General features: G+C 51.2%; 24 protein-coding genes and 1 riboswitch. Of the genes, 14 read left to right on the top strand and 10 right to left on the bottom strand.

The genetic code is table 11. The features are described from left to right. Nucleotides 1–190: 190 nt before the first annotated feature. Nucleotides 191–2,833, top strand: a complete 2,643-nt coding sequence (locus R6U67_RS10060; protein ID WP_410252414.1) for a CHAT domain-containing protein — start codon at nucleotides 191–193, stop codon at nucleotides 2,831–2,833. 268 nt (nucleotides 2,834–3,101) lie between these two features. Then, nucleotides 3,102–3,974: an SWIM zinc finger family protein gene (locus tag R6U67_RS10065; RefSeq protein WP_410252415.1), complete on the top strand. Its 873-nt coding sequence runs from the start codon at nucleotides 3,102–3,104 to the stop codon at nucleotides 3,972–3,974. Nucleotides 3,975–3,990: 16 nt separating this feature from the next. Here the strand turns inward: R6U67_RS10065 and R6U67_RS10070 are convergent, their stop codons facing one another. The 3 genes from R6U67_RS10070 to R6U67_RS10080 form a co-directional block, all read right to left on the bottom strand. Then, nucleotides 3,991–6,885 (bottom strand): CHAT domain-containing protein, encoded by a 2,895-nt coding sequence (locus R6U67_RS10070; protein WP_410252416.1) that lies wholly within the window; start codon nucleotides 6,883–6,885, stop codon nucleotides 3,991–3,993. A 161-nt stretch (nucleotides 6,886–7,046) separates the two neighbouring features. Beyond that, nucleotides 7,047–7,313 (bottom strand): Nif11-like leader peptide family natural product precursor, encoded by a 267-nt coding sequence (locus tag R6U67_RS10075; RefSeq protein ID WP_410252417.1) that lies wholly within the window; start codon nucleotides 7,311–7,313, stop codon nucleotides 7,047–7,049. A gap of 77 nt (nucleotides 7,314–7,390) precedes the next feature. After that, the gene (locus R6U67_RS10080) at nucleotides 7,391–8,620 is read right to left on the bottom strand and encodes a type IV pilus twitching motility protein PilT (RefSeq protein ID WP_410252418.1); all 1,230 of its coding nucleotides are present in this window, start codon (nucleotides 8,618–8,620) and stop codon (nucleotides 7,391–7,393) included. 443 nt (nucleotides 8,621–9,063) lie between these two features. Between R6U67_RS10080 and R6U67_RS10085 the strand changes: the two genes are divergently transcribed. Then, nucleotides 9,064–9,495 carry a DUF4332 domain-containing protein gene (locus tag R6U67_RS10085; RefSeq protein ID WP_410252419.1) on the top strand — a complete coding sequence of 144 codons (432 nt, stop codon included), beginning with the start codon at nucleotides 9,064–9,066 and terminating at the stop codon, nucleotides 9,493–9,495. A 48-nt stretch (nucleotides 9,496–9,543) separates the two neighbouring features. On the opposite strand, the gene R6U67_RS10090 is transcribed toward R6U67_RS10085, so the two are convergent. Both R6U67_RS10090 and R6U67_RS10095 read right to left on the bottom strand, forming a co-directional pair. Then, nucleotides 9,544–10,371: a hypothetical protein gene (locus R6U67_RS10090; RefSeq protein WP_410252420.1), complete on the bottom strand. Its 828-nt coding sequence runs from the start codon at nucleotides 10,369–10,371 to the stop codon at nucleotides 9,544–9,546. Between the two features lie 118 nt (nucleotides 10,372–10,489). Further along, nucleotides 10,490–11,083, bottom strand: a complete 594-nt coding sequence (locus R6U67_RS10095; RefSeq protein ID WP_410252421.1) for a hypothetical protein — start codon at nucleotides 11,081–11,083, stop codon at nucleotides 10,490–10,492. A 240-nt stretch (nucleotides 11,084–11,323) separates the two neighbouring features. On the opposite strand from R6U67_RS10095, the gene R6U67_RS10100 reads away from it, so the two are divergent. The 6 genes from R6U67_RS10100 (at nucleotide 11,324) to R6U67_RS10125 (ending at nucleotide 16,416) form a co-directional block, all read left to right on the top strand. After that, nucleotides 11,324–11,569, top strand: a complete 246-nt coding sequence (locus R6U67_RS10100) for a hypothetical protein (RefSeq protein WP_410252422.1) — start codon at nucleotides 11,324–11,326, stop codon at nucleotides 11,567–11,569. Between the two features lie 73 nt (nucleotides 11,570–11,642). Further along, nucleotides 11,643–11,843, top strand: a complete 201-nt coding sequence (locus R6U67_RS10105; protein WP_068790842.1) for a DUF2862 domain-containing protein — start codon at nucleotides 11,643–11,645, stop codon at nucleotides 11,841–11,843. Between the two features lie 160 nt (nucleotides 11,844–12,003). Then, nucleotides 12,004–13,092, top strand: coding sequence for an ArsA family ATPase (locus R6U67_RS10110; protein WP_410252423.1), 1,089 nt, complete (start codon nucleotides 12,004–12,006; stop codon nucleotides 13,090–13,092). Nucleotides 13,093–13,110: 18 nt separating this feature from the next. Then, the gene (locus R6U67_RS10115) at nucleotides 13,111–14,094 is read left to right on the top strand and encodes a methyltransferase domain-containing protein (protein ID WP_410252424.1); all 984 of its coding nucleotides are present in this window, start codon (nucleotides 13,111–13,113) and stop codon (nucleotides 14,092–14,094) included. A gap of 142 nt (nucleotides 14,095–14,236) precedes the next feature. Beyond that, the gene (locus R6U67_RS10120) at nucleotides 14,237–15,301 is read left to right on the top strand and encodes a DNA cytosine methyltransferase (protein ID WP_410252425.1); all 1,065 of its coding nucleotides are present in this window, start codon (nucleotides 14,237–14,239) and stop codon (nucleotides 15,299–15,301) included. After that, nucleotides 15,295–16,416 carry a hypothetical protein gene (locus R6U67_RS10125; protein WP_410252426.1) on the top strand — a complete coding sequence of 374 codons (1,122 nt, stop codon included), beginning with the start codon at nucleotides 15,295–15,297 and terminating at the stop codon, nucleotides 16,414–16,416. Before R6U67_RS10120 ends, R6U67_RS10125 begins: the two co-directional genes overlap by 7 nt. 76 nt (nucleotides 16,417–16,492) lie before the next feature. On the opposite strand, the gene R6U67_RS10130 is transcribed toward R6U67_RS10125, so the two are convergent. The 5 genes from R6U67_RS10130 to R6U67_RS10150 form a co-directional block, all read right to left on the bottom strand. Continuing rightward, the gene (locus R6U67_RS10130; protein ID WP_410252427.1) at nucleotides 16,493–16,780 is read right to left on the bottom strand and encodes a hypothetical protein; all 288 of its coding nucleotides are present in this window, start codon (nucleotides 16,778–16,780) and stop codon (nucleotides 16,493–16,495) included. Between the two features lie 24 nt (nucleotides 16,781–16,804). Then, entirely contained in the window at nucleotides 16,805–17,365 is a 561-nt protein-coding gene (locus R6U67_RS10135) for a Uma2 family endonuclease (RefSeq protein WP_410252428.1), read from the bottom strand. A gap of 155 nt (nucleotides 17,366–17,520) precedes the next feature. Beyond that, entirely contained in the window at nucleotides 17,521–17,964 is a 444-nt protein-coding gene (locus tag R6U67_RS10140) for a type II toxin-antitoxin system VapC family toxin (RefSeq protein ID WP_410252429.1), read from the bottom strand. Next, complete coding sequence (locus R6U67_RS10145) at nucleotides 17,961–18,209, bottom strand: hypothetical protein (RefSeq protein ID WP_410252430.1); 249 nt, start codon at nucleotides 18,207–18,209, stop codon at nucleotides 17,961–17,963. The genes R6U67_RS10140 and R6U67_RS10145 overlap by 4 nt, the downstream gene beginning before the upstream one ends. Nucleotides 18,210–18,246: 37 nt before the next feature. Beyond that, nucleotides 18,247–19,995 (bottom strand): helicase HerA domain-containing protein, encoded by a 1,749-nt coding sequence (locus tag R6U67_RS10150; protein WP_410252431.1) that lies wholly within the window; start codon nucleotides 19,993–19,995, stop codon nucleotides 18,247–18,249. A 240-nt stretch (nucleotides 19,996–20,235) separates the two neighbouring features. Here R6U67_RS10150 and R6U67_RS10155 point away from each other — a divergent pair, with 240 nt between their 5' ends. The 5 genes from R6U67_RS10155 to R6U67_RS10175 all read left to right on the top strand — a co-directional run bounded on the left by R6U67_RS10155 (nucleotide 20,236) and on the right by R6U67_RS10175 (nucleotide 25,722). Then, nucleotides 20,236–21,798 (top strand): DUF5691 domain-containing protein, encoded by a 1,563-nt coding sequence (locus R6U67_RS10155; protein ID WP_410252432.1) that lies wholly within the window; start codon nucleotides 20,236–20,238, stop codon nucleotides 21,796–21,798. Nucleotides 21,799–21,862: 64 nt separating this feature from the next. Then, nucleotides 21,863–21,959, top strand: a riboswitch (TPP riboswitch). A gap of 7 nt (nucleotides 21,960–21,966) precedes the next feature. Next, on the top strand, nucleotides 21,967–23,355 hold the full coding sequence (gene thiC, locus R6U67_RS10160; protein ID WP_410252433.1) for a phosphomethylpyrimidine synthase: 1,389 nt from the start codon (nucleotides 21,967–21,969) through the stop codon (nucleotides 23,353–23,355). Nucleotides 23,356–23,564: 209 nt separating this feature from the next. Beyond that, complete coding sequence (locus R6U67_RS10165) at nucleotides 23,565–24,644, top strand: ParA family protein (RefSeq protein ID WP_410252434.1); 1,080 nt, start codon at nucleotides 23,565–23,567, stop codon at nucleotides 24,642–24,644. Next, nucleotides 24,613–25,371: a HEPN domain-containing protein gene (locus tag R6U67_RS10170; RefSeq protein WP_410252435.1), complete on the top strand. Its 759-nt coding sequence runs from the start codon at nucleotides 24,613–24,615 to the stop codon at nucleotides 25,369–25,371. Before R6U67_RS10165 ends, R6U67_RS10170 begins: the two co-directional genes overlap by 32 nt. A gap of 117 nt (nucleotides 25,372–25,488) precedes the next feature. After that, nucleotides 25,489–25,722: a hypothetical protein gene (locus R6U67_RS10175; RefSeq protein ID WP_410252436.1), complete on the top strand. Its 234-nt coding sequence runs from the start codon at nucleotides 25,489–25,491 to the stop codon at nucleotides 25,720–25,722. Nucleotides 25,723–25,729 lie beyond the last annotated feature (7 nt).

A 25,729-nucleotide genomic window follows, 5' to 3' on the forward strand; every position in this document is an offset into this window, starting at 1 on the left:
TCAGGCGAGCGTTCAGGCGCGGGGCCTGCCCGGCGGTTCTCGGGGCGATCGCGATCGAACTTCGGCTATGCTGGATTGACTGTTGTTTGAGTCACGGCGGGCGTTGGCTTAACTCGGGTGCAGGCTCAACGCCGCGATGGTTCCGTAAATCGTCTCATTGAAGTCCAATTTAATCGTCTTTAATACCCTCATGATTGGTTCTCAACGAATGGTTCGTCACCTGTTAATGGGGGCGATCGCCTGTAGTCTTGTGGTGATTCTCTCAAGTTTGCCTCACCCGAGTCTGGCTCAGTCCCCGTCTCCTGTTTCTGAGTCTGATGTCTCTGATTCCTCCATTGCCACCTGGATGGACTTGGGGCGCGATCGCTATGAGGCGGGACAGATTGAGGCGGCCATCGCCGCCTGGGAGGAAGCGCTCCAACTCTCGCAACGGCTGCAAGTCCCAGTACAGCAAGCTCTGGCTCACACCTATTTGGCAACAGCGGCGGGGGATCTCGGCCAATGGCAGATCGCTCAATCGCGCTTAAATCAGGCCCAAGCCAGCCTAGAGGATGCCGTGGACGATCCTCGGGCCGCTCATGTCTATGGTCGTATGTTTAATAGTCTGGCAACGCTTCATTATCACCAAGGACAAGGGGAAGCCGCCATTGAAGCTTGGGAACAGGCCGCCGATTGGTATGCTCAAGCCGAGGATGATTTAGGGGTTTTGGCCACTCAAGTCTCCCGCGCTCAGGGCTTACAATTGTTGGGCCATCATCGGCGATCGCGGCGGCAACTCGATCAGGCCTTGGATCACCTCCAAAGCTTCCCCAATTCCGAGATTAAGGTCATTGGCCTGCTGAACTTAGGCAATAGCTTACTTGCCCTGGGAAACAGCAACGAAGCCGATCAGGTGCTTCGCGAGAGTCTAACCACCGCTGACTCGCTGGCCGAGGACTTCGATCGCAGCCCCATTTTCACGGCCTTAGGCAATGTCGCTCGGCAGCGGGGAGAGGTGGCGCAAGCTCTCTCCTATTATGAGCAAGCTGCGAGGTCTGAGACTCCTTTAACTCGGATTGAGGCCCAAATCAATCGTTGGCATCTGCTTCTCGAAACCGCTACCCCTGAGGCGATCGCTCAATTTCAGGACCAATTCCCCTCCCTGCAAGCAGACTTGCAAGACTTACCCGCAAGTCGCCGCAGTATCTATGCCCGCATTCATCTGGCCCAGGCTTGGTTAAATCCCCTCCTGAGCGCCGCCTCAGAGGCTGAAATTGCCCCGTTACTCCCCTATCGCTACCCCATCGCCCAATTGCTCGCCGAGTCCGTAGAACAGGCAAAAAACCTCGGCGATGACGGTTCCCGTACGCTTCGCGATCGCCGGGCGCAAGCCTATGCTATGGGACAATTGGCACAGTTGTATGAGCAAAATCAGCAATGGTCCGAGAGCGAATCTCTCACCAAAAGGGCGTTGGCCTTGAGTGAAGCTCTCGATGCGTCGGATTTGCAAGCCCGTTGGCAATGGCAGCTTGGACGCATCTTACGAGCGCGTGACGATCGCGCCGGGGCGATCGATGCTTACAACAGTGCGATCGTCAATATCCAACGGTTACGCCAGGATCTCGTCAGTATTGACCCCGAGGCTCAGTTTTCCTTCCGGGATCAGGTTGAACCCATCTATCGTGAATTAGTCGATTTACTGCTAACGCGAGATAGCCCCCAAGCCGAAATTCCCCAAGCCAATCTACGACAGGCTCGGGAAGTGGTCGAGGCTTTGCAATTGGCGGAACTCGATGACTTTTTCCGGGAAGCCTGTTTAGATACCCAGCCGGTGGCCATTGATGAGATTGACGCCGATGCAGCCACCCTCTATCCCATCATTTTGCCCCAACGATTGGCGGTGATTCTCTCGATTCCGGGCCAGCCCCTGAGTTATGCCGAAACAGCGCTTCCTCAGGAGCAGGTGAATCAAAGCCTCGATGAGTTGGCGCAACTATTAAACCCAATTTTTCCCGAGTCGCGCCGTTTGGCGGTGTCCCAACAGCTCTATGATTGGTTGATTCGCCCCCTAGAGCCACAACTGCGTCAACAGCAACCCGAAACCCTCGTCTTTGTTCTCGATGGCAAATTGCGTAATTTACCGATGGCGGTGTTGCATGATGGGGACGGGTATTTGATTGAACGCTACGGCTTAGCTGTTGCGCCGAGTTTACGGTTGTTATCTCAGGCCCAGCAGGGTTTGGTTACTGAGAAAACGGTTCTGATGGGTGGGTTATCTGCGTCTCGTCAGGGGTTCTCGGCTCTACCGGGGGTTGAGCAGGAAGTTGAACAAATTTCGGCACAGTTATCGGCGAATGTGCTGATTAATGAAACGTTCACCACGTCGGATTTGCAAGAAAGTTTTAATCGGGGCCGGTTCTCGGTGTTGCATTTGGCAACCCACGGCCAGTTTAGTTCGGATCTCGATGAGACCTTTTTGGTCACCTGGGATGGACGGTTGGATGTGAATCAACTGACGGCGTTGTTACAGTCCCGAGATCCCAATCTGGCCAGTGGGATTGAGTTATTGGTGCTGAGTGCCTGTCAAACGGCGGCTGGAGATAATCGCGCCGCGTTAGGGTTGGCGGGGTTTGCGGTACGCTCTGGGGCGCAAAGTACGTTGGCGACGTTGTGGTCTGTGGGGGATTTGTCAACGGCGCAGTTGATGAAAACCTTTTATCAGATTCTACAGGAGCAACCGCAATTGACGAAAGCTGAGGCTCTTCGTCAGGCTCAGTTAACGTTGTTGCGATCGCCGGAGTATTCTCATCCGTTCCATTGGTCACCTTTTATTTTGGTCGGCAATTGGTTGTAGGATTTGTTGGGTAGGCGATTCGTTGTATACCCGGTGATTGTTGTTATTTAATCATCGGTTAAGATAAGGGTTTCCTCGTGTCATGCCTCCAGCCATTTCCCCTTTCCTCGTGCCATAGCTCCAGCCATGACACGGACGTTGGGCGGCTCTGCCGCCTGCACTCGGGAGGCAGAGCCTCCCCAGGGGCATGACTTGGCTGAAGCCAAGTCACGAGGGGCGGAAACGAAAACGAATCAAACAGAAGTTAAACACAACAAATGATAAAATTATGGTCTATTCTGGAGAGCGATTAAATGGCAATCAAGAACAGGAATGGTGGGTTGAGCAATGGCTCGATCTGTTGCAAAAATATCGCTTCAAAAAACGCCTAGAACGAGGGCGAAATTACGCACGACAAGGGAATGTCTTAACGATTCGCTTTGAAGATAAAAAGGTTTTGGCTACGGTTCAAGGGAGTGAAGATAAGCCCTATGAATTGTCAATTTGGCTCGATGCCTTTAGCAATGAAGATTGGCAATATGTGGTGAATACCTTATCAGAACAGGCGCTCCATTCAGCGAAATTATTAGCCGGAGAAATGCCCACCAACATTGAAGATGTGTTTGCGGCCAATGGCTTGCGGTTATTTCCCTTTAGTTTGCAAGAGGTGCGATCGCGCTGTTCTTGTCCCGATAAAGCGAACCCCTGTAAACATATTATTGCGGTCTATCATCTTCTCGGCGATCGCTTCGGTGAAGATCCCTTTCTGCTCTTCCAGTTGCGAGGCCGCAGTAAAGAGGAGATTATCGCCGCGCTGCGCGAAAAACGGGCCGATGTCTCCGACTCTCTTCCCAGTCAGCCATCTGAGGAGCCGCCGCAGGCCGTCGCGTCCTCCCCTCCCCTGAGAATTGAACAATTTTGGACCTATGACGAGGCTCTCGACCCCTCGTTAGTGGTGATTACGCCTCCCCCGACGCAGGAAACCGTCTTAGATGTTCTCGGCCCGATTCCGGTTCTCTCCCAGACGGGAAACGCCTCCTTAGCGCAAACAGCCGCTCTCGAACAGCTACGAGGCTATTTTCAAGAGGTCTATCAAACCGTCAGCCAGACGGCGGTTACTCAGGCGATGGCGACTCCTGAAGGCGATTCCGGCTCGGGATAGTCGAGAAGGGATACGATTACCAAGGATTACCGACGAGACTAAAGGCTGACCAAAAGTAGGGATGGCTAAAGTCTCGGTCGGGGATTTGTTCGGCCAGTTCCCCGGGTAGAGGGAAGGTTAATTCCGAGGTAATCAGTTGACCGTTTTCAACCCGGACATCGCCATTTAACAGGGCAATTTGGGCTTGACGGATGGCCTCAGAGCGGGTGGGGGCCTGACGCAGTTGGGTATAGAACTCGGTCATTAGGCCGAGGGTTCCATCGTCGCTGACATACCATAAGCTGCCTAGGGCGCTTTTGGCCCCTGAGGCCACGGCCAGTCCGGCAAATCCTAATTCTGCCTCAGTACTACCCACAGCGGTGCGACAGGCGCTTAAGACGAGGAGTTCAACGGGGGGACGGTTGAGGTTGAGGCGGCGAATTTCGTTGAGGTTGAGCCGTTCATCCCAGAGTTGGATATAGGAGTTACTGGCATCTCCATCGATAAATTCGCCGTGGGTGGCGAGGTGGATGATGCCGAAGGGGGTTTGTTGTCGTTGGCGGCGTAGGTTCTCGATGGTAAAGTCTTCGTTGAGAAAGCTGACTCCCGGCCAGAGTTGTTGGCTGATGGTATCGAGTTCGGTGGATACGGCGGGAAGGGGGCTGAGGTTGTCGTTAAAGGGAAAAATCGAGGCCCCCATGGCTAAGACTTGGGTGTTTTGGATGTTGCCACGCCGGGTATCGGTGAGGCTCAAACTGGGAATTAAGCCGATGTTGTACTGTTCGATGAGGAACTGTTCGCCGTCATGTAGGGCACCGAGGGGTAGGGTGCGCAATCCTTCGTCGGAGATAAAGGTGAGATTGGTCACCTCTCGTGCTTGGAAGGTGGATTGGAGGGGACGAATTAGGATGTCGTAGAGTTGTTGTGAGGCGTCAAGGTAGCGATCGCTCCGGCGTAGGCGAGGGTTGGTGAGGTTCGATCGCAACTCGAAGGCCGCTTCCATCACTTGCGATCGCGTCACGTCATTGAGAACAACGCGAACTGGCTCTCCGTCAGCGGTAACCACCAGCATTTCCAAGCCATCATTGAGGGGATCTGTCTCGATTTGCAAGAGTCCTGAGCCGATCTGTTTGAGATTCTTTTGGCTGCGATCGAGTTGAACGCTGGGGAGAAACTGTAGGTAAATTAGGGCCGGTTTTTGACCGGTTTCGGCTTCGATGTCCGTTAACAGGGCGCGACTGTCATCTAAACTGACGGCAACGGTCGGCTCTAGGTCTAAGTAGTTGCTGAAATCATTGGTGTAGCTAATTTCAGGGTTGAGAGGGGTCTCGAATCTTTCAATCTGGGCGATCTCTTGGCCGGGAATCCGTTGTAGCCGTTCGATCTCCTCGCTGGCTTCAGTCTCTTCCGGCTGGGGGGGTGGCTCTGGGGGAGCTTCGGGGGACGTGAGGGTAATGGTGCCTTGGCTGAAGGTTCCGGGAATGGAGGTGGCGGGGGCATCGAGGCGATCGCTCTCGGTGCTGAGACTGCTGGAACTGCCACTGACGCTCGGGTTGCCCACTTCAAAGGGAACGCCAAATTCCGTCAGTTCCACTTGGATGGTTCCCCCGTCTGAGGTGGCCAGGGAGAGATCTTCATCGATAATCAGGCCCGAGGACACGGTTCCGGGAACTCGTAGGCGAGATTGGCGTAGGTTGAGGTCGCCGCCGGAGGTGGTCCCGCGACCATCGACGGAGAGGATTTCGGCCTCTCCTCCGGCGCGGCTGCTGATGTTGCCCCCGGCACCCCCTAGGCCTTCGCTATCGAGGGAACCGGTGCGGATATCTTCGGCGGCGTTGAGGCTGATATCGCCACCGGAGACACTGGTGGCGCTGATGTTGCCGGCCTGAATTGAGCCGGAGGCGCTGTTGAGGCTGATCTCACCCCCTCCCGAAAAGAGGGACTCGGTGGTTAGAGTTCCGTCTGACTGTAAGCGGATGGCTCCGCCGCCGTCGCCGCTGGAACTGTTGATGTTGCCGGTGCTGAGGGTTCCGCCGGCGTCGATGACAACGCCTTGACGATTTTCGCCGCTGGGGGGTTGTAGGTTGATGTTGCCGATGTTGACATTACCCGATTGGATGCGGGGAACGTCGCCGGAGGTGTCGAGGGTGCGATCCTCGCCTCCCTCGCGATCGGAGCCAGTCAGGAGTTCTGGGAAGTCGGTGAGGCTCTCGGGGGTCCCGGAGAGGTCGAGGCTGAGGACAAATCCTGGTTGGCTGATGCGGAGGGTGGCTTCTCCGGGAATCGCTTGAATTAGCACTTGTCCGGCGCTGAGATCGCCGCTGGCGTTGACCTCTCCTCCGAGCAGGGCCAGGGTATCGGGGACTTGTAGGGGGGCGAGGCTGGTCATGGCCCCGCCACCGTTGAATTGAAAGCCGGTGGGAGCGCCGGTGAGGGTCTGATAGTCGGGGGTATCGAGGAGGTTAAAGATGCCGTTGTTGAAGGTCACGGCGGCGGCGGAGGTGGCGAATAAGGAGCTGGGCAGATTGAGCTGAGCGTTTGCGCCGAAGAGAATCCCGGCGGGGTTGAGGAGGTAGAGGTTGGCGCGACTTCCGGTGAGTTGCAGGAGTCCGTTGATTTGGGAGGTTTCACCGCCAATGCGTCCGAGAACGTTTTGGATTTCGGGGGAGGTGAGAAAGTTGGCGGTTTCTCCACTGTTGAGGTCGAAGCGATCGAAGCTATGGAAGAGGTTTTGTCCGTCTCCTGAGAGGCTCCCGCCATCGATGTCGTGGCGATCGCCGTCGCGGATGATTTGGGTTCCGGTTCCGTCATTGGCGGGAATAAGGGTTTGAGCTTGGCTGGGATTCGGGTTGAGGTTAAGCCCGATTAGGCTGGTTGTGAGGACGATCTGGAGCCAGACTGGGGCTGAACTGGGAGAAAAACAAGTCGCCACGGGTCAATTCACCTCAATAACATGGAACGGTTAACAACGAGATTATCCTGTTTGAGTCGTTTCGGGGGAAGAGCAGGAATAAGGTTCGGGTGATCAGGTGATCCGCGCTCTCGGGCTGGAGCGGGAGTCGGTGGATGGGTTAGCGAGGAGAGTGTCAACTCCTAGGGGGTGGATTGGGATTGGGCTTCTTGGCGATCGATCCAGTTGACGGTTCGCAACCAATGCCAAATTCCGGTTCGCCGCCGGATTTGGACGCCCTGACTATGTTGGGAGATGACGGTTTCTAGATCTTGGCTGGAGAAGTCATAGCCCAGGCTTTCGCTAATTTGGAAGAAGTCTTGGGGCGTTTTCGCGTCCTCGAATGCAGCTCTTAATTCTGGATTGTGAAGTGCATCTTTTAAAAATTGTTCGGCATTTTTAACAGACATGATGTGTGAGTCAATCTCCGATAATTGGGAATTTGTCATAATTGTAAGGACACCCTGATGACAATGGTATGACCGTTTTATCCTTGCCATTCCCGTGGGGAGGAGGACGCATCGTAGCCTCCGGTACGCATGAGCCGTTCGAGTTCTCCTGGATCGGGAGAGATTTGATGGGCATCTTCAATGGTAATGCGTCCATCGAGAATTTCGCGATAGAGGGCTTGGTTGAGGACTTGCATTCCTTCGATTTGGTCGGTTTTCATGAGGTGGAAGGCTTCGTCTTCTTCACCCCGGATCAGGTAATCTTTCATGGCGGGGGTGTTGATGAGAATGTCATGGACGGCGACTCGTTGGCGATCGGTTGTGGGTAGGAGTTGTTGGGCGATGACGGCGACGAGGGATTCGGCGAGTTGCAGGCGCACGATGGACTGTTCGTCGGGAGGGTAGAGGTTGACGAGGCGGTTGACGGAGTCGATGGCGTTGCGGGTGTGCAGGGTTCCCATGACGAGGTGTCCGGTTTGGGCGGCTTGCAGGGCGGTGTTGATGGTGATGCGATCGCGCATTTCCCCAATCAAAATGACGTCGGGATCTTCGCGCAGTACGGCTCGCAAGGCTTGGTGAAATTCGTGGGTATGTAAGCCGACTTCTCGCTGGCTAATTAGGCTTTTTTGTGAGTTGTGGACAAATTCGATGGGATCTTCGATGGTGACGATATGTTTGGCAAAGTTCTGATTGAGATGTTGGATGGCGGCGGCCATGGTGGTGGATTTTCCGGAACCTGTTGGTCCGGTAATTAGGACGAGTCCTTGGGGGGCTTGGACGATTTTTTTGATGACTTGAGGAAGTCGTAAACTGTCGATGCTGGGAATTTCTAAGCTAATGAGTCGCAGCACCATGGCGCCTCCGGAGAGGCTGTCGAAACAGTTGACTCGACAGCGCACGAGATTGGGGTAAAAGATGGCGGTATCGAGTTCTTTTTCGGCTCGAAATTGTTTTCGTTGGGCGGCGGGGATGATCTCTCGCAGATATTGATCGAAAATTTCGGCGGTGGTGAGCATTTCTTGACTGAGTTCAACCATTTCGCCGCGAATGCGCACGCGGGGTTTATGAGCCACGCGAATGTGAATATCAGAGGCTTTTTTGTCTAGGGCGGTCACCACCAGTTTTTCAATGGAGGTGTCAAATGTTGGGGGTTTGGCTTGGCTGGCGACTCGCCGTTGAGGGGGTGGGGGAGGCGGTTGTCGATGGCTGCTAGATTTGGCGTTTTTGGAGGAACTGGAATTGCCGGAATGACTAGGTTGGTTGACCATAAGAGTTTATCAATCCTCAAGTTTAGGGGTGATGGTTTGGGTCTGTGGTCTCATGCTGATGTTGGGATAGGCTGTGCTGAGAGTGTTGGCTAGACCCGTTAATACGCAAGTTTAATAGAGGTTCAGTTTCTGTTATTGGTTAGGGGACTAGGGTCTGGGGTTTAAGGATGACTCAGATCGCCGGTTTTGCTTAGAGATTTCGTCATCGTTGCTCACTCTGCCCCCTGGGGTGGTGTACACTAAAGGATAAGTCGATCGCCAGGGAAAAGGATAGAGTCCCTAGGGATGGAATGGTGCGATCGCCTTTCGGTACATTTGACACTTAATCGAATCGTCTCAGCCATTGTCCCCGAAACAGTCCCATTTTATCTATATTTGGCGTGAGTTGTTCGCGTCGAAACCCGCCGAGACCGATATTGTTTACGTTTAGCGTTATGGTTCATATGAGGTCAACCGATTCACCGTCGTCTGGAAACTGGGCGATCGCCAAAATTCCGGGACTCAAGGCCGCTGACTGCGATCGCCTTGGGTCTTGTGGGATTAAAACGACGTATCAACTCCTGAATCAAACTCGTAAACCCCAGGGTGTGGAAGATTTGGCCGCGAAACTGAAAATTTCCGCCCATCATGTTAAGAAATGGGCGGTTTTAGCTGATTTAGCGCGGATTCCTGGGGTGGGATATCAGTATTGTGGGTTAGTGCTGCACTGTGGTGTGGTCTCTCCCCAACAACTCGGACAAACTCAGATTCAACGGTTTTATCCTCAGTTGATGCGCCTCTGTGTCTCGGCGACACGCCAGACGACGGTTTGTCCCTCTCGTGGCGATGTGGTGAGTTGGATTCAGGCCGCTCAATGTGTCAAACCCCTTAATTAAGGGAACGGTTAAGGCAACGGTGGCCATCGAGGTGGCCACCATTACGGCTTAGGCTTGCCGCTGTTTCGCGGTTTTGCGGGCAACTCTGAGGTTGAGTCCTGGCGAAACGAGGGTTAAGGACTCTTGGGTCGATTGACTGGCCAGCAAGGCTAAGGCCGCCTCCCGAACCACGGGATCGAGATCCCGCGTCAGTAAGACCCGACAACAATCGAGAATGGTCTGTTGTTCTTGTTCGTCCAGGAGTTCCCCAAGAATCCACCGTTCGAGTTGACGCAGGGCCATGACTTGTTTGAGGGGGTCATCTTGGCTCAGTTGGCTCAGCATTCCGTTGAGATCGACGTGATCTCGTCCTAACACTCGATGGAGGGTTTGCCAGGCGAGTAATCCTAAGATGGCTAGGGTGGCGAGTCCTTCGAGGATAAAGCCGCTGGCCATCCAGTGATTGTCGGAGGTGACCCAGATGGCGGTGGCCATGTAGGTCGAGACGGTGGTCAGTCCTCCGGTGACGGCGGCTAGGACGATGGGCCGTTGGGACCCGGAGAACCAGCGGCGAAGGTCGGCCCAACGCAGTCGCCAGTTGGACTGCACGAGGAGATAGACTCCGAGGGTGGCACTCATGCCGGTTCCGGTGGCCAGAAAGAGTTTCCAGTTCCACACGAGCATGGTCCCGCCAAGGGCCGCAGCGGTTCCCCAAGCCAGGGTTTCCCGTTGCAGGCGGGGTCGTTTGAGGCCTGAGGGCAACGGGAACTTACGAGAGCGGCGAAAGGCGGCTCTGGGGGCTTTGAAGCGAGATTGGGGATGAGAAGCTGAAGCCACGGTACTTAGGTCGGTACTGATATCGGTACTGATGTCGCTGGGACGGGTGCATGAATGCAAGTTGTGACCAATTTATCACATTCAGGGGGACCTGTTGGCCTCAGTTTGATGTGGGTTATTGGATGTGGGGGAGGGGGTCTGTAATAATGTCTGAAATCAATCTGAAATTCATCTGAAATTAATATCCGAAACTGATGTCATCGACGACGAGTTCACCGTCAAAGGCGTAGAAGGTGACGCGGTGAATGTCGGGCGATCGCACGATGAGTTGTTGGTTGGGTTCGACGCCGGAGTTGGAGTTGGCCAGGTTCGCGGCCGGGAGTTCGCCCCGAGTGATGGTTTGTCCGAGGTGGTTGTAGGCGGACATGGCGGTAAAGCGAGAACTGGTGACGTACCCGGAGACGAATTGCACGGGCCGCTCGAAGGTGAGTTCGAGAAAGCCACTTTTGGGGGCCGCCATGAGGACGATATCGCCGGAATGGGTGGGATAGGCTGGATTGGATGGGGTGACGGCGATGGCATTGTCGAAGCGAACGCCCCAACGTTTATACTGGTCGCAGACGACCTCGAAGCGGGTTAGTCCCTCGAAGTCGAGGCGGACGCAGGGGGGAAATTCCTGGGCGGAACTGTCCCAGGTTTGGGAGTCGTCACGCTCAACAGCGGCAATGATGCTTTTCACAACGTTGGGGCGGTTGTACATGGGACGATCAACGTCTGTTGACCGAGCTACAGTTCCTAGGGTATCCCACGATTGAGCCGGTACAGATGACATGATGGGTTCTGGGACAAGGAACTCGGGCGGCTGGACGCATCTGTTCCTTGTTGATAGGGTTGGACAAGTTAATGGTTTATGGGGTGAGGGGTGACACCCCCCCCACTGTGTTTTTTATTGTATCAGCAAAGTTCGGGCTTGGTTGACTGGGTGTCCCTAGAATTCGGGCAGATTGTTAACTACACTTGACCTATTGATTGGTCCTTGAGCCCGGTTGTTTGACCCGGTTGTTTTAATTGTATGCCTCCTAAATGGTCTCGAAAACCTGATCGCAATGATCCTGAGTATCGCCGGTTGGGCGATCGCATTAACTTAGCCTTCCATCTGGCCCTCTTCTCGGCGATCAACTCGGGGGCTTGGTTTTTTGCCATTCTCTACCGATGGGATGCTCCCTGGTTAATCCCAATGACGGGAACCTGGGGGGCGGTTTTGGTGGCCCATGCTATCTATGTGTTGGCCCTTGCCGACTATTCTGAATCGGCTTGAGTGGGAAACGCACTGACGAAACCCTGATACACTGAGTGGGTGGTCTAAGCCAAACACTGTGATTCAGCTTGAGATGGAAGTAGGTCAAAAAGTTAAAGTCCGCCGTATTCGCGATCGCGTCTCCGATGATGTGGTCAGCAAAATTAAGCAAAACCCCGTCGGTACCATTTCCGATTACAAGATGGTTGATGGTAGCGGTATCGGGGCTGTGGTTCAGTTTGAAGGTGGCTTTTCCACCTGGTTCTTTGAAGACGAACTGGAACTGCTGGCTTAACTCGGCACTCCCCCAGGGTGGGAGATCCCGACTGGGTCACTCTCCCACTCTGAATTTCTGATAATTGCCAGATGAAGTAAGACGTATTAAAAGCTTCAAACAACGATTATTTCGTTGTTCTTGTAGTATTCATTGTCCATTTTTGATTGTCCATGGTTCAATGACCCAGATATTGACATTTTTAGGAAAAGGTGGTATAGGGCGCACCACATTGGCGATCGCCACCGCTAAGCAACAGGCCAGTCAAGGGAAACGGGTTCTCTTGGCGAGTCAGGGATCGGGGCCGGAATTGTCCCTGCTGTTAGGGTTGCCCACTCCCCCGGAACCGACAGACATCGCCGCTAATCTCAAGGTGGTGCAGTTCAATACCCCCTATCTTTTAGAACAGGGGTGGGAACAGGTGAAAAAACTCGAAGCCCAATATCTGAAAACTCCCTTTTTTAAGGAAGTCTATGGCCAGGAGTTGGCGGTGTTGCCAGGGATGGATGCTGCCTTCGCTCTCAGTGCGGTGCGGGATTATGATCGCAGTGGTGAGTATGATCTGATTGTCTATGATGGAACCGGCGATCGCGAAACTCTGAGAATGTTAGGAATCGCTGAAATTGGTGGCTGGTATCTGCGCCGTTTCAAGCAAGTTCTGGAGGGTTCGGATATTGTGCGGGCCTTATCTCCTTTTTGGCAACCGATGAGCGGGGCGGTCTTGAATGTAGACTGGAGTCGGACTGAGTTTAGTGGCGATCGCATTGACGAATTTCTCAATGAAGGCAAATCGGCCCTCAGCGATGCCACTCATATCGCCGCCTATCTGGTTAGCGGAGATGACGCTGCTTCCCTGGCTGTCGCTAAATACCGTTGGGGAGAAGCGCAACAAATTGGCTTAACTGTGGGCGGAGTGCTGGTGAATCGGGGCAATGGCGGGGCGATCGGTGATGAGTTTGACCCCCTCCCCGTGACCACCATTCCCGCCAAATCTGGGGACGATTGGCAGCCGCTGATGGAGGCCTTGCCCAACTTCAGCCGTCAAATTGCCAGCGCCCCTAAACCCATGGACGTCGATAGCGCCGCCCAATCGGTGCGTCTGTTCTTGCCGGGATTTAGTAAACAAGACGTCAAACTGATCCAGTCGGGGCCGGAAGTGACCGTCGAAGCCGGAGAACAACGGCATAACATCTATCTTCCCCCAGCCTTGCAAGGAAAACCCGTTAAAGGCGCTAAATTTCAGAACCAATATCTGACGATTTCGTTCTAAACTGCTATCTAAATTGCTATGACGCCGACCTTGATCTTAGTCCTAGTTGCGATCGCGGCGATCGGCTTGATTGCCTATTTCAACGCCGCCCGCAAATACCAATCCTCCGATACCGTCGCCAACGCCTACGACGAATGGACCCAAGACGGCATCCTGGAATACTACTGGGGTGAACATATCCATCTGGGCCATTACGGTTCCCCGCCGGAGTCTAAAGACTTCCTACAAGCCAAGTCGGATTTTGTCCATGAGATGGTCCGCTGGGGCGGTTTAGACAAGCTACCCCCTGGAACGACCGTGTTAGATGTGGGTTGTGGGATTGGCGGCAGTAGCCGCATTCTCGCCCAAGACTACGGCTTTTCCGTGACGGGGATTACCATCAGCCCCCAACAGGTGCAACGGGCGGGGGAGTTAACGCCGGAAGGGGTAGATGCCCGGTTTGCGGTGGATGATGCTATGAATCTCTCCTTTCCCGATGGCAGTTTTGATGTGGTGTGGTCCATTGAAGCGGGGCCACATATGCCCGATAAGGCGGTGTTTGCCCGCGAATTGATGCGGGTGGTGAAGCCGGGGGGAGTCTTGGTGATGGCGGATTGGAATCAGCGAGATGACCGCCAAGTTCCCTTAAATTTCTGGGAACGTCCGGTGATGCGACAATTATTAGATCAATGGTCTCATCCGGCGTTTTCGAGTATTGAAGGGTTTGCGGAGTTGTTGCAAGAGACGGGATTTGTTGAGGGTGAGGTAGTGACGGCGGATTGGACTCAGGAAACTCTCCCCTCCTGGATTGATTCGATTCGTGAGGGAATTGTCCGGCCTCAGGGTTGGATGCAGTTCGGGGTGTCTGGGTTTCTCAAGTCAGTGCGGGAAGTGCCGACGCTGTTGTTAATGCGGTTGGCGTTTGGGGCCGGGTTATGTCGGTTTGGGATGTTCCGCGCGGTTCGTGGCGAGGGACCCGAGTCGGTGGAAACGCGGGATTCTCAGGAGACGGCGCAGGTTTGAGGGTCTTGTTTCGTCGGTCTTTTCTCGTTCTAGGCGCTTGTTAATTAGGGTACTCTCTGCTAGACAGTACCCTAATTAAAGTAAGCTCTGGTCAGGGTGTGATAGCATGATTTTATTCATACCTCATCCAAATTCGGGGACGATGACATCTTGGACTTGTGCTGATATTTTTTCTGGAATTGGCGGTTTTAGACTTGCCCTAGAACGCGCCGGTTTTGACTGTCTATATTCCTGTGAAATTAACTCAGCCTGTCGTAAGGTTTACCAAGAAAACTTTGGCGAAGAACCTTATGTAGATATTTCTGAAGTCAACTTTTCAAAACTTCCCGATGTTCATTTAGTCACAGCAGGCTTCCCTTGTCAACCTTTTAGTATCTGTGGAAAGCGTCAGGGATTTTCGGATAAGCGAGGAACCATATTTTTCTATATTTGCGAATTAATCCGAAAAAAACGTCCTGATGTTGTCATTCTTGAAAATGTAAAACATTTACTACACCTTGATAAAGGGGCTACTTTTCGAGTTATCCTAAATGCCTTAAAAAGCTTAAATTACTTTGTAGAGTATCAAGTCCTGAATGCTAAAAACTTTGGACTTCCTCAAAACCGTGAGCGACTGTTTATTGTTGCATCTAAGCATAAGCCTTTTGACTTTAGTCAAGTAAAAACTACGTTTCCAACACCCAAACTGATAGACTTCTTAGATGAGGAGGGTGAATTTGAGTATTTAGATCCCTCAGAATATACATTGATTGACAATCCGAAGCAACAAGAGTCAGGCTTGATTTTTGTGGGTTATCGGAACAAAAGCATTTGGAAAACAGGAGTTCGTCCGAATACGGAACATCTCTCGCGAGTTCACCGTCAACCCAACCGAATTTACTCTGTGAATGGGGTTCATCCGACGTTACCGTCTCAGGAATCATCAGGGCGTTTTTTTATTTATTTACCCAACCAGGATCAAGTTAGAAAATTGACCGTTAACGAATGTTATAGGATTATGGGATTTCCTGAAGAGTTTAGGCGAACTAAGAACTTAGGTGATGCTTATAAACAGATTGGAAATTCTGTAGCCACCACAGTTATTTATAAGTTGCTCAAAGCGGTTGTTAATCAAGATTTATTTCAAGGTTCATCAACTCCTTACATTTTTAAACACCGGTTTAAAGATTCAACTCCAGTACAGCTAACTATTCCTGGATTATGGTAAAGAAAAATCATCGGGACAAACTTCAAGAAATTTACGATAAATCCTTATTTGCGTCAGAAAAGCGTATTGAACAACTACAAGCGAAGTTGCCTAGGGAAATTATCAAGTATATTCAAACGATTGCTGGAAATGTCCTTAGCCACATCGGTGTGTATACCGTTTTAGTGACGTTGTTGATTCATAAGATGTTGCACAAAAAACAGGATATTCGTTACCATCAAGAGCAATTAAAGAATGGATTTTCAGGAAGAACAATTGATACTAAGTATATTACTCCAACCTTAAAAAAATTAGGTTTGCCAGCCATGTCAGAAACAGGTTGGTTAACTCGCTCTTTAGAACAACCTCAGCCGTACACAGTCAACTATCGGGGTAATATCAGAAATTCAGATGTTAAAACAGCTTTTTTGAAAATCATTGATTATGTTCAAGTTCGCCATCCCGAAGAGGCTGAGACTATATTAGTTATACTACTCAAAAAAGTCATACAAGAAAACGAGCCGATAGCAATCCAGCCAATTCAAAATCCAGAATCTATTAAGATATCGCAGATTATAGATATTCTCAAAGAACATTTCGAGAGTACCTATAAAGTACGGGGAGCTTCTAAGCTTCCTGTGCTATCCTTTTATTCTATGTTTTCTATATTAATGAAGGAGCTAAAACGATATGACGGATGTTATTTGGGAGATTTAGGAAGTCATACGGCTTCAGATCGGACATCAAACACGGCAGGTGATATAGAGATTTTTAGGTCAAATCATCAGTTGATTGAAGCCTTGGAAATAAAACATAAGAAAACCATTGATGCTTCAATAATTCGCGTTGTTAGAGATAAAATTTACAAATTCAACCCCCAACGATATTGTATATTTTCATCTGGAAATGTTGAAGTTTCAGAAATCGAGCCTTTGATTCGGGAAATTTCCGAAGAACATGGCTGTGAACTGATCGTCAATGGTATTTACCCAACTCTTCAATATTATTTTAGGTTGATTGACTCACGCTCTGATTTTTTGAACAGGTATTCTAAGCTGGTAGAGAGTGATCGTGAGCTTAAGCCGATTCACAAGGAAAAATGGAACGAATTAGTCAGGGAACTTAATTCTAACTGATTTCTTGGAGCCACACGGTTCGTGGCGAGGGGCCGGAGTCGGTGGAAACTCAGGATTCTCAGGAGACGGCGCAGGTTTAATCGTCTTTATAGCAGCGGGGACTCTCGCCACCGGGCCGGGAATAGGCGGATCGTTTACCACAGGACCGGCCGGCTTTGTCGGTGTCGTAGGGACATTGGCAACTCCCGGATTTGGGCGATCGCACGGGGACGTGAGGGGGTTTGCGGTCCGAGGTGCTTTTGGCGAGTTGGATGGTTGGCGTGGCGGGTGGCTGGGGTTCTGCGAGGGCGATCGGACTACTGAGGGTCCAAATGAGTCCCAGTAGTAAACCGAGTCCGAAAAGGCGTTTTAAGTTGTTCATCATCACTCTATTATTAACTCTTTAAGGTTAACGTCCCATTCTCAGCCAACCAAACACCTCAGCGGCGGTTAAGCTTAAGGGAATCGCCTCTAATGTGGGTAACGGGTCTTGATGCTGCCTCAACATCGGTCGAGAGTCGGGAAGGAAGACCAAAATACTGGCATCATCGGGGTCTATGAACCAGCCTAACTGACTGCCATGTTCTAGGCAATGTAACAGATTGCCAATTACCCGATTCGGTCGTTGTTCCGGGGAAAGAATCTCAATGACCCAACTGGGGGGGATATCAAATCGGTCGGGAACCTCTCCATTGGCTAGCAAGGGGATCTCATTCCAGAGAAACACAGCCACATCAGGAACCAGGGAACGATTCGCAAAGCTACAGCGCAGTGCCGGGAAGGCGTAGGCAATTTTGGCAGCTTCCGTCAGTTGGTTAATTTCCTGACAAAGCTTTCCCTGCAAGCGGCTATGTCGTCCTTTCGGCATGGGTTTTTGCAGAATCTCCCCGGCGATAAACTCACAGGCGGGTTTGGTTTCCGGTTGTTTTAGAAATTCCTCTAAGCTGAGTTGTGTTGAGATTTTCACCATGAATTAAACTCCTATATTTGTACCTGACCCCAAAATGCCGATATAAACGCAAATCAAAAACATTTTCAAGCCTGGGCATTTGTAAAAATAGGCAGGGTAAACGCATCAAAAGAGGAATAGACTGGTGGCTATTAGCCATACTCTACTGCATTTCCTCAAACCTCCAACTCGCTAACTAGCAAAATATTTAACTCAGCTATCCGCTTTAGCTGAGCATCATTTGTCAGAAATGCCTGACAGCCAACATCCATCGCGGCGGCAATTTGCAAGGCATCGGGAAGTCGTAGATTATATTGAACTCTAATCCGTGCTGCGTCCTGAGAGATTGTCAGGGTATTCTCCACAAACAGTACATCATCGCTTTTAAAAATAGCTACATAAGCTTGTTCTAAATCCGTTAAGCTCATCTGCAATGCACCCACTAAACATTCGGCAACCGTCACTGATCCCACCACTGGTGTAATCTCAGACTCGAATCGCTCAAATATTGGATCGACTCTATCGACAAAAAGAGGATTCCGTTCTACAAAGTAAATGACAGGAGCCGTATCCAAAAACAACCGAGATACACCCGCCAAGGCTGTTTCAATTCTCATCATCCACCTCGCCACATCTGGCTTCGATGGTCATCCCCTTCCCGCCGAGTGCGTGAAACCCATTCTTGAGCATCTTCTCCCATCATTGGATAGGGAGCCATTCCTTTTAAATCGCTCCATCGAGGTTTAGCCTTGACAGCCGTATCAGACGTTTTTAACCCCTGTGCAATTTGCCGAATTAACTCTAAACGCTCCTCAGGAGTAAGTTGCTCAGCTTGCTGTAATAATTGGTCTAGTGAAGGACTCATCACCCGAACCTCCCCAAAATTTCCTAATGTTAAATCTCTAAAATCCCAAATCTAACTTGGCGGCTTCGGAAATTTCCGCCACATGGTCGTCGGACAGGTCATCTAAATCTAAATCTCCTACCTCAGTATAGAAGGTTTGGTCGTAGGGACGAGTCTGAACCACCACAGGCATGGGAACCGCATGGCCCAAAATTAAGGCTTGCTGCTTTGAGTCTAACTTCGCTAACACCGATCGCAAATTCTGTCCCCCCGATACACCCGTAAAAATAGCATCAATATCTTTGTCGTCATTCAATAGGGCCGTAATCCGAGTTCCCACCTGAGACATCACCTCATTATCAATGCCTGAAGGACGCTGATCAACCACTAACAAGGTGACAAAATACTTGCGCATTTCTCGGGCAATGGTTCCGAAAATGGTACTGCGCACGGAGGCGGTATCTAAAAAGCGGTGGGCTTCTTCAATGGTGATGACTAATTGGCGCGGTTTGTCAAGGGGATTCTTACTCTGTAAATACTGCTCGGATTGGTTGACATAATGTTGGTGAATGCGGCGAGTAATGACGTTGGTTGCTAACATATAGGACAACATATTACTCTGAGAGCCAAATTCAATGACAACGTGTTTGCCCGCTTTCAGAGTATTGAGGATTTGATTGACATAATTCTGGGGACAAGTGTTGCGGATATATTTCAATTCGTCCAGGCGCATCAACTTGCGCTGCAAGGCCATGATTGAGGATTTGTTGCCCCGTCGTTCTTCACAAAAAACCTGGATATGCTCATTTTCCATCGCCAATAATTCTGTGATCCAGGTTCTGCCAAACTCGTTGCGGAGAATGATGGCATTTTCAATTGCGGCTTCGGAGAGATTTAATTCTCGTTGGACTAAGCTAATGTCTTCAACTTCAATTTGGTCATAGCTTAAATACAATTCTTGGGCATCGCGAATGCCGCGCCGTCGGGTGGATTCGGGGTCGAGGGTGTACATTTCCACTTTGCCGGGAAACAGTTGCCGCAAGCCTTTGACGGTATTGATATTTTTGCCTTCACATTGGGCTTCCCAGCCGTACTCGGAGTGCATATCAAAAATCAGGTTGACGGCGGCATCTTTGCGGATGACTCCTGAGAGAAGAAGACGGGTTAAAAAGGATTTCCCGGTTCCTGATTTGCCAAATACGCCGTTACTCCGTTCGACGAAGCGATCAAGGTCGATGCAGACGGGAACATCCATGTCGAGGGGTTTGCCGATCGCAAAGTTTTTTCGAGTCGGGTCATCTTCCCAACCAAAAACAGAGCGAAAATCCGTTTCTAGGGCTTCATAAACTTGGGAAAAGTGGCTAGGAATGGTTTTGACGGGGAGTAATTCTAATTCGGCGCTACTGTTGGCTTCAAAGGAGGCTAATTTTTTGGATTTTTTGCCTTTGCGTCCATTTTGATTCGTGGCTTGGCCGCTGGCTTGCAACATGACGCGGGCCAGTTCCTCGGCATCCCGTGTCATTAACATCAACATGGGAGTTAGTTCTAAGGTTCCGTAGGTGCCACTTCCGGCGAGAACCGCTTGTAGGAAGTCGTCTTCGGGATGGGGTGGGTTGGCGAAAACACGCTGACTGGCGGTTCCGAGGGAAACATCGGTGAGGAGACAGAAAAAGCGGGCGCGGCTTCCCTGTACGACGAGGAATTTGCCGACGCGCATTTCTTCGACAGACACATCGGGATGCAGACGAATTTCTAGGCCGTGACTGAGGGAACCTTGGATGACAGAACCGAGAGGGCGATCGAACATGGTTAATGAGGCAAAAGGCAAAAGGCAAAAGGCAAGAGGGGGGAGAAGGCAAGAGGCAATGGGCAATGGGCAATAGGCGGGTAGGGTGGGTTTCGGCTTTATTTAATGTTTAGCTTAAACCGACAAGCCTGAAACTGCCGGAACGCACCACTTTTTGAGGCAATCAACTTAATTGTTGATTCTTAATTGTCCATTGTTCGTTGCGGTAGACTGGGGAGGGCTTGATGGGAGGTGAGTTGAGTGGTGTGGGAGGCGCTGGTTAAGGCGATTTTGTTGGGAACGCAACGGTTGGGAAAACGACCGTTGGCTGAGATTGTGCCGCTGTCGGAGGAGATTGAACCTCTGATTGATGGTGATAGCTTAGAAGCGCAGATTTTGCAAGGGCTGGCGATCGCCAGTGTACAACGTCAGGCGGGACGACGGTTTCCTAAGCTGGAGGTTGAGGATTCTCCAGGGGTGGCGCCGGAGGAGAGGTTGCCCGTCTGTTCGGCGGCGGCGAGTCGACGGCTAGAGGAGATTTTGGCCGGGGAGGAGGTTCCCGAACGATTGCCTCTTTGGCTGGGTTGGGCGCAACGTTGTCGGGTGCGGGTTCCACCGCAGTTTTTGCCGGCGTTGTTGGAGGTTGGCCGACAAGGGCGGAACTTGCGGCCGTTGCTGTTGCCGGTTTTGGGCGATCGCGGCTACTGGTTGGCGGCCCAAAACCCGGATTGGGCTTATGGGGCGTTAGTTGTGGTGGGCGTGACGGCCCAAGAGGGCTGGCGCGAGGGAAATTTGCCGACTCGTTTGTTTTGGTTGCAGCAGATGCGCCGGCAAGACCCTGCCCTGGCCAGGGATTGCGTTAGAGAGGTCTGGGCGCGTCATAAAGCGGGCGATCGCACGGAATACCTCAAAACCTTCCATCAGAGGTTAACGGCGGCGGATGAACCGTTTTTGCTGGAGGCGCTGGGGGATAAGAGTCAGCAGGTGCGGGAGATGGCGGCGCAACTGCTGACGCAATTGCCTGAGTCTGAGTTTGTGCAACGGGTGACGCGGTGGGTGGCTGGGCGGTTGAGGCGATCGCCCCAGGGGATTATCGTCACCCTTCCTGAGACGATGACGCCTCAGATGCGGCGAGATGGGGTGCGCGAGACGGCCCCGGCGAAGCTGTCTCGGCCCCATTGGTGGTTTTTGCAACAGTTGGCCCGAGTTCCGCCTCGGGTTTGGGCGCAAGGAGACGAGATTGATGACTGGTTGCAGATGGCGGCGGATCATCCTCTGAAGGATCTGTTGCTGGAGGGTTGGGCTGTCGCGGCGATGGGTTATGGGGATGTGGAGTGGGGGCGGCGGTTGTTGCGGTGGCCGATTCCGGGACGATTGGAGGAGGTTCAGGGGCGCGATCGCCGTCTGTTGGGCCGTCTCCCCCAAGAGGAACGCGAAGCCTGGATTCTCGCACATCTCCAGGCCCACCCGCAGACGATGAGTAAGCGTCACCCCAGTTTAAGCCGCTTACAGATCTGTGAGTGGGACTGGAGTGATGGCTTTTCTCGGGCAATTTTTCAGCGATTTTGCCAGGATATTCTCGCCAGTCAGGATAAATATGATTGGGCAGTGCGGGCAACCTTTCGCCAATTCGCCACTTGGATGAATCCTCACTTAGAGGCGGAGTTCCGGGAAAGGTTGTTACCGAAGATGAAACCTCAATCCTATTGGCGGCAAACCGTTGAGGCGTTTTTGGCGATGTTGCGCTTTCGCCAAGAGTTGCAGGAGGCCTTTTCTGGGAGTTGTGGGAGTTGTGGGAGTTCAGAGACGGCGGAGAATCCTTAGAAACCTTTAAGCTTCGATCGCGGCTCTTCGATCACCCCCACAATGATGTTAGACTCGATACACTTAAGCAAGCTAGGGGTGCCTGAGTCGTCAGGCTGAGATTACACCCTTAGAACCTGAGACCGGCTAGTACCGGCGAAGGGAAGCTGTTTATCGAGGAAATTCAATATGCGTACAGACTGGGTAGCTAAGCGACGCGGTCAGGGTAATGTATCCCAGATGCACTACGCTCGTCAGGGAGTCATTACTGAGGAGATGGACTATGTCGCCAAGCGGGAAAATCTCCCTCAGGAGTTAATCCGCGACGAGGTGGCCCGAGGACGGATGATTATTCCGGCCAATATCAACCACATCAACCTCGAACCGATGGCCATTGGCATTGCATCGAAATGCAAGGTCAACGCCAATATTGGGGCCTCGCCCAACTCGTCTAACATTGATGAGGAAGTGGCGAAACTCAATTTGGCGGTCAAGTATGGTGCAGACACCGTCATGGACTTGTCTACTGGCGGCGGGGACTTGGATGTGATTCGCTCGGCTATTATCAAGGCCTCTCCGGTTCCCATCGGCACGGTTCCTATTTATCAGGCCCTTGAGAGTGTCCACGGTAGTGTGGAAAATCTCACCGCTGATGATTTCTTGAATATCATCGAGAAACACGCTCAGCAGGGTGTGGATTACATGACGATTCATGCGGGAATCTTGATTGAACATTTGCCGTTAGTGCGCGATCGCATTACGGGGATTGTCTCTCGCGGTGGCGGTATTCTGGCCCGCTGGATGTTACATCATCACCAGCAAAACCCCCTCTATACCCATTTCGATGACATTATCGAAATCTTCAAGAAATATGATGTGTCCTTCAGTTTAGGGGATTCTCTGCGTCCGGGTTGTACCCATGATGCCAGTGATGAAGCGCAACTGGCGGAGTTGAAAACCCTCGGACAGTTGACACGCCGCGCCTGGGAACATGATGTTCAGGTGATGGTCGAAGGTCCGGGCCATGTTCCCATGGACCAGATCGAGTTCAACGTCAAGAAACAGATGGAAGAGTGCAGCGAAGCACCGTTCTATGTGTTGGGTCCGTTGGTGACGGATATTGCGCCAGGGTATGACCATATTACCTCTGCCATTGGTGCTGCTATGGCCGGTTGGTATGGAACGGCGATGTTGTGCTACGTGACGCCGAAGGAGCATTTGGGGTTACCGGATGCTGAGGATGTTCGCAATGGCTTGATTGCCTATAAGATTGCGGCTCATGCGGCGGATATTGCTCGTCGTCGTCCGGGTGCGCGCGATCGTGATGACGAACTCTCGGCGGCGCGGTATAACTTCGACTGGAACAAGCAGTTTGAGTTATCTCTGGACCCTGAACGCGCTCGGGAATACCATGATGAGACGCTTCCGGCGGATATCTACAAGTCGGCGGAGTTCTGCTCGATGTGTGGACCGAAGTTCTGTCCGATGCAGACGAAGGTGGATGCGGATGCGTTGACGGAGTTGGAGAAGTTCTTAGCTTCGGATGAGGCGAAGGAGAAAGCTGTCGTGAAGGCGTAATCGCTAGACTAAAGGGGTGAGCATTGCTTGCCCCTTTAGTTTTGTTCTCCTCCTCGTGTCATGGCTCCAGCCGTGACACGCGCTCCGGCGGCTCTGCCGCCTACTCGGGAGGCAGAGCCTCCCCAAGGACATGACTCGGCTGGAGCCAAGTCACGAGGAGAAATTTTATATTTTAAATTCACAAGTTTTCTCAAACGAACTGATGAACTATGGCTCAAAAAATAGCACTTTTCAATCATAAAGGTGGTGTTAGTAAAACCACAACCACCTTCAACTTGGGCTGGATGCTTGCGTCGAAAGGAAAGCGAGTTATTCTGGTTGATGCCGACCCACAGTGTAATCTAACGGGAATGGTTTTGCGGGAGGAAACTGAGAATGACATGAATCGCATTGCCAAGATTTATCAGACCCAGTCTAATCTTAAAACCGGTCTTGCGCCTGCTTTTGAGTCACAGCCTAAACTCATCGAACCCGTTGACTGTATCCCCGTTGAAGGGCAGGACAATTTATTTCTGCTTCCGGGTCATGTGGGTCTTGCTGAATATGAAGTAACTCTGGGGATTGCACAAGAGCTGAGCGGTTCGGTTCAAGCACTTAGAAATATACCGGGAGCGCTAAATTATTTGTTTGAACAAACGGCCCAGAAGTTTGAGGCAGATTATATTTTGATTGATATGAGTCCTAGCTTAGGCTCTATCAACCAAAATTTGTTAATGATTAGCGACTTTTTCATTGTTCCAACCACGGCAGACTTCTTTTCTGTTATGGCAATTGATTCTTTAGCTAAAGTTATTCCCAAATGGGTTGCTTGGGCCAATAAAGCTAGTTCACTTTCTATCCTTAAAGAAGCAATCTATGCCTTCCCAGATGTCAACTTAAAATTTCTGGGTATTATTGTTCAGAATTTTCGAATTATCAGGGGAAAGGAGACACAAGCATTTGAAAAGTGGATTACTCGTATCGAAGAAGATGTCGCCTTGAAAATTGCCCCAGCGTTTAAGAACCAAGGTATCATGCTTCCCGATATAGCATATCAAGAGGCAGAAGTTGACAAGAGTTTTTGCTTAACTAAAATTGCGAACTTTAACAGCTTAATTGCTCTATCTCAAAAGCATCGAACTCCTGTGTATGATTTAACACCAGAGCAGTTAAAACAACGGGGAAAGGTCTTAACGCAGAACCAGAAAAAACAGGAGGAGTTCCGACAAGTGTTTTCGGATTTGGCGGATAAGGTGATTCAACTGACCTCTGAGGCGTATGCAGTCAGCGTTTGTGCAGTTCCACATTAGTCTCGGTCGTGTTCGGGATCTGATTGCACTCCACAATTCACTGAAAGCACAGTCTACTCAGGTTTTAGATCTTTCAGATATTCTGAGATCTGCCCTTGTGTTAGCGGTGAGTGCATTGGATTACTATGTTCATGAAGCGGTTACGTTGGAAATGTTGGAAATTTATCGGGGTCAACGTGCTGAACCTCCTCCATCCCGAAACAGTTCTCGCTCTGGTTTTGGTCGGTTTCAAGTTCCATTGGGAGAGGTGAAACAGGAGCGGCTAACTCTATTAAATATTGAGGATTGGCTGGAAGATGAAATTTGCGTCAGTCAAGGTGAAGAATTTTTAGAAGGGCCTTATAGGCTGGGAGAGTTACTCCCTTATATTTCTCAAGCGATGAGCAATCGGCTAGGGGATACCTTGTGGTTGGAATTGGAAATTCGTCAACGTCTTGGTTATCAGAGTTTTCAGCATCCTGATAAGATTGCTGAGGCAATTCGCTTGATTTCTAATAAACCGTTATGGCAAGATGTCGGCGAGTCTTGGGGACGGTCTCATCAAGAGATTAAGAAGCAACTCAGTTTAATTGTGGAACGACGTAATAAGATAGCGCATGAGGCGGATATCAATCCGACCTATGAGATTGGTACACGCTGGGAGATTAATGAGGAGTTGGTCTTGGAGGCTGTTGACTTTTTGCAGAAACTTGTTGAGACTATTCATGACATCTTGAACAGTCCCTAAGGGTTTGAGGCTGGGGTCGTTGTGATAATGAACTCTCGAACTCTCAGCGTTGCGGTATAATTTCAACTGGAACACGCCGTTTGAGTTATCCTTACTGGAGTACAGTTAAGCCAAGATATGACCCTCGATCGCCTCCTAGAGGAACTGGCCGAGGACTGTCAGGTGACCCTCGATTTGTTAAACCAGTTACGATCGCCCCTTTCCGACAATGATCGCGCCACCATTATCGCGGAACTCGTCGCCACCACCATTCATCTGCATAGCCATTGTGATGACTCGTTACAGGATAGACTTTGGCAAGAAGGCGATCGCCTCTCGGATGTAGACGCTTCTGAGGACTCGGAATCGTGACTACCAA

Source organism: Sodalinema sp. (assembly GCF_046483825.1).
In the GTDB taxonomy this organism is placed as follows: Bacteria; Cyanobacteriota; Cyanobacteriia; order Cyanobacteriales; family Geitlerinemataceae; genus Sodalinema.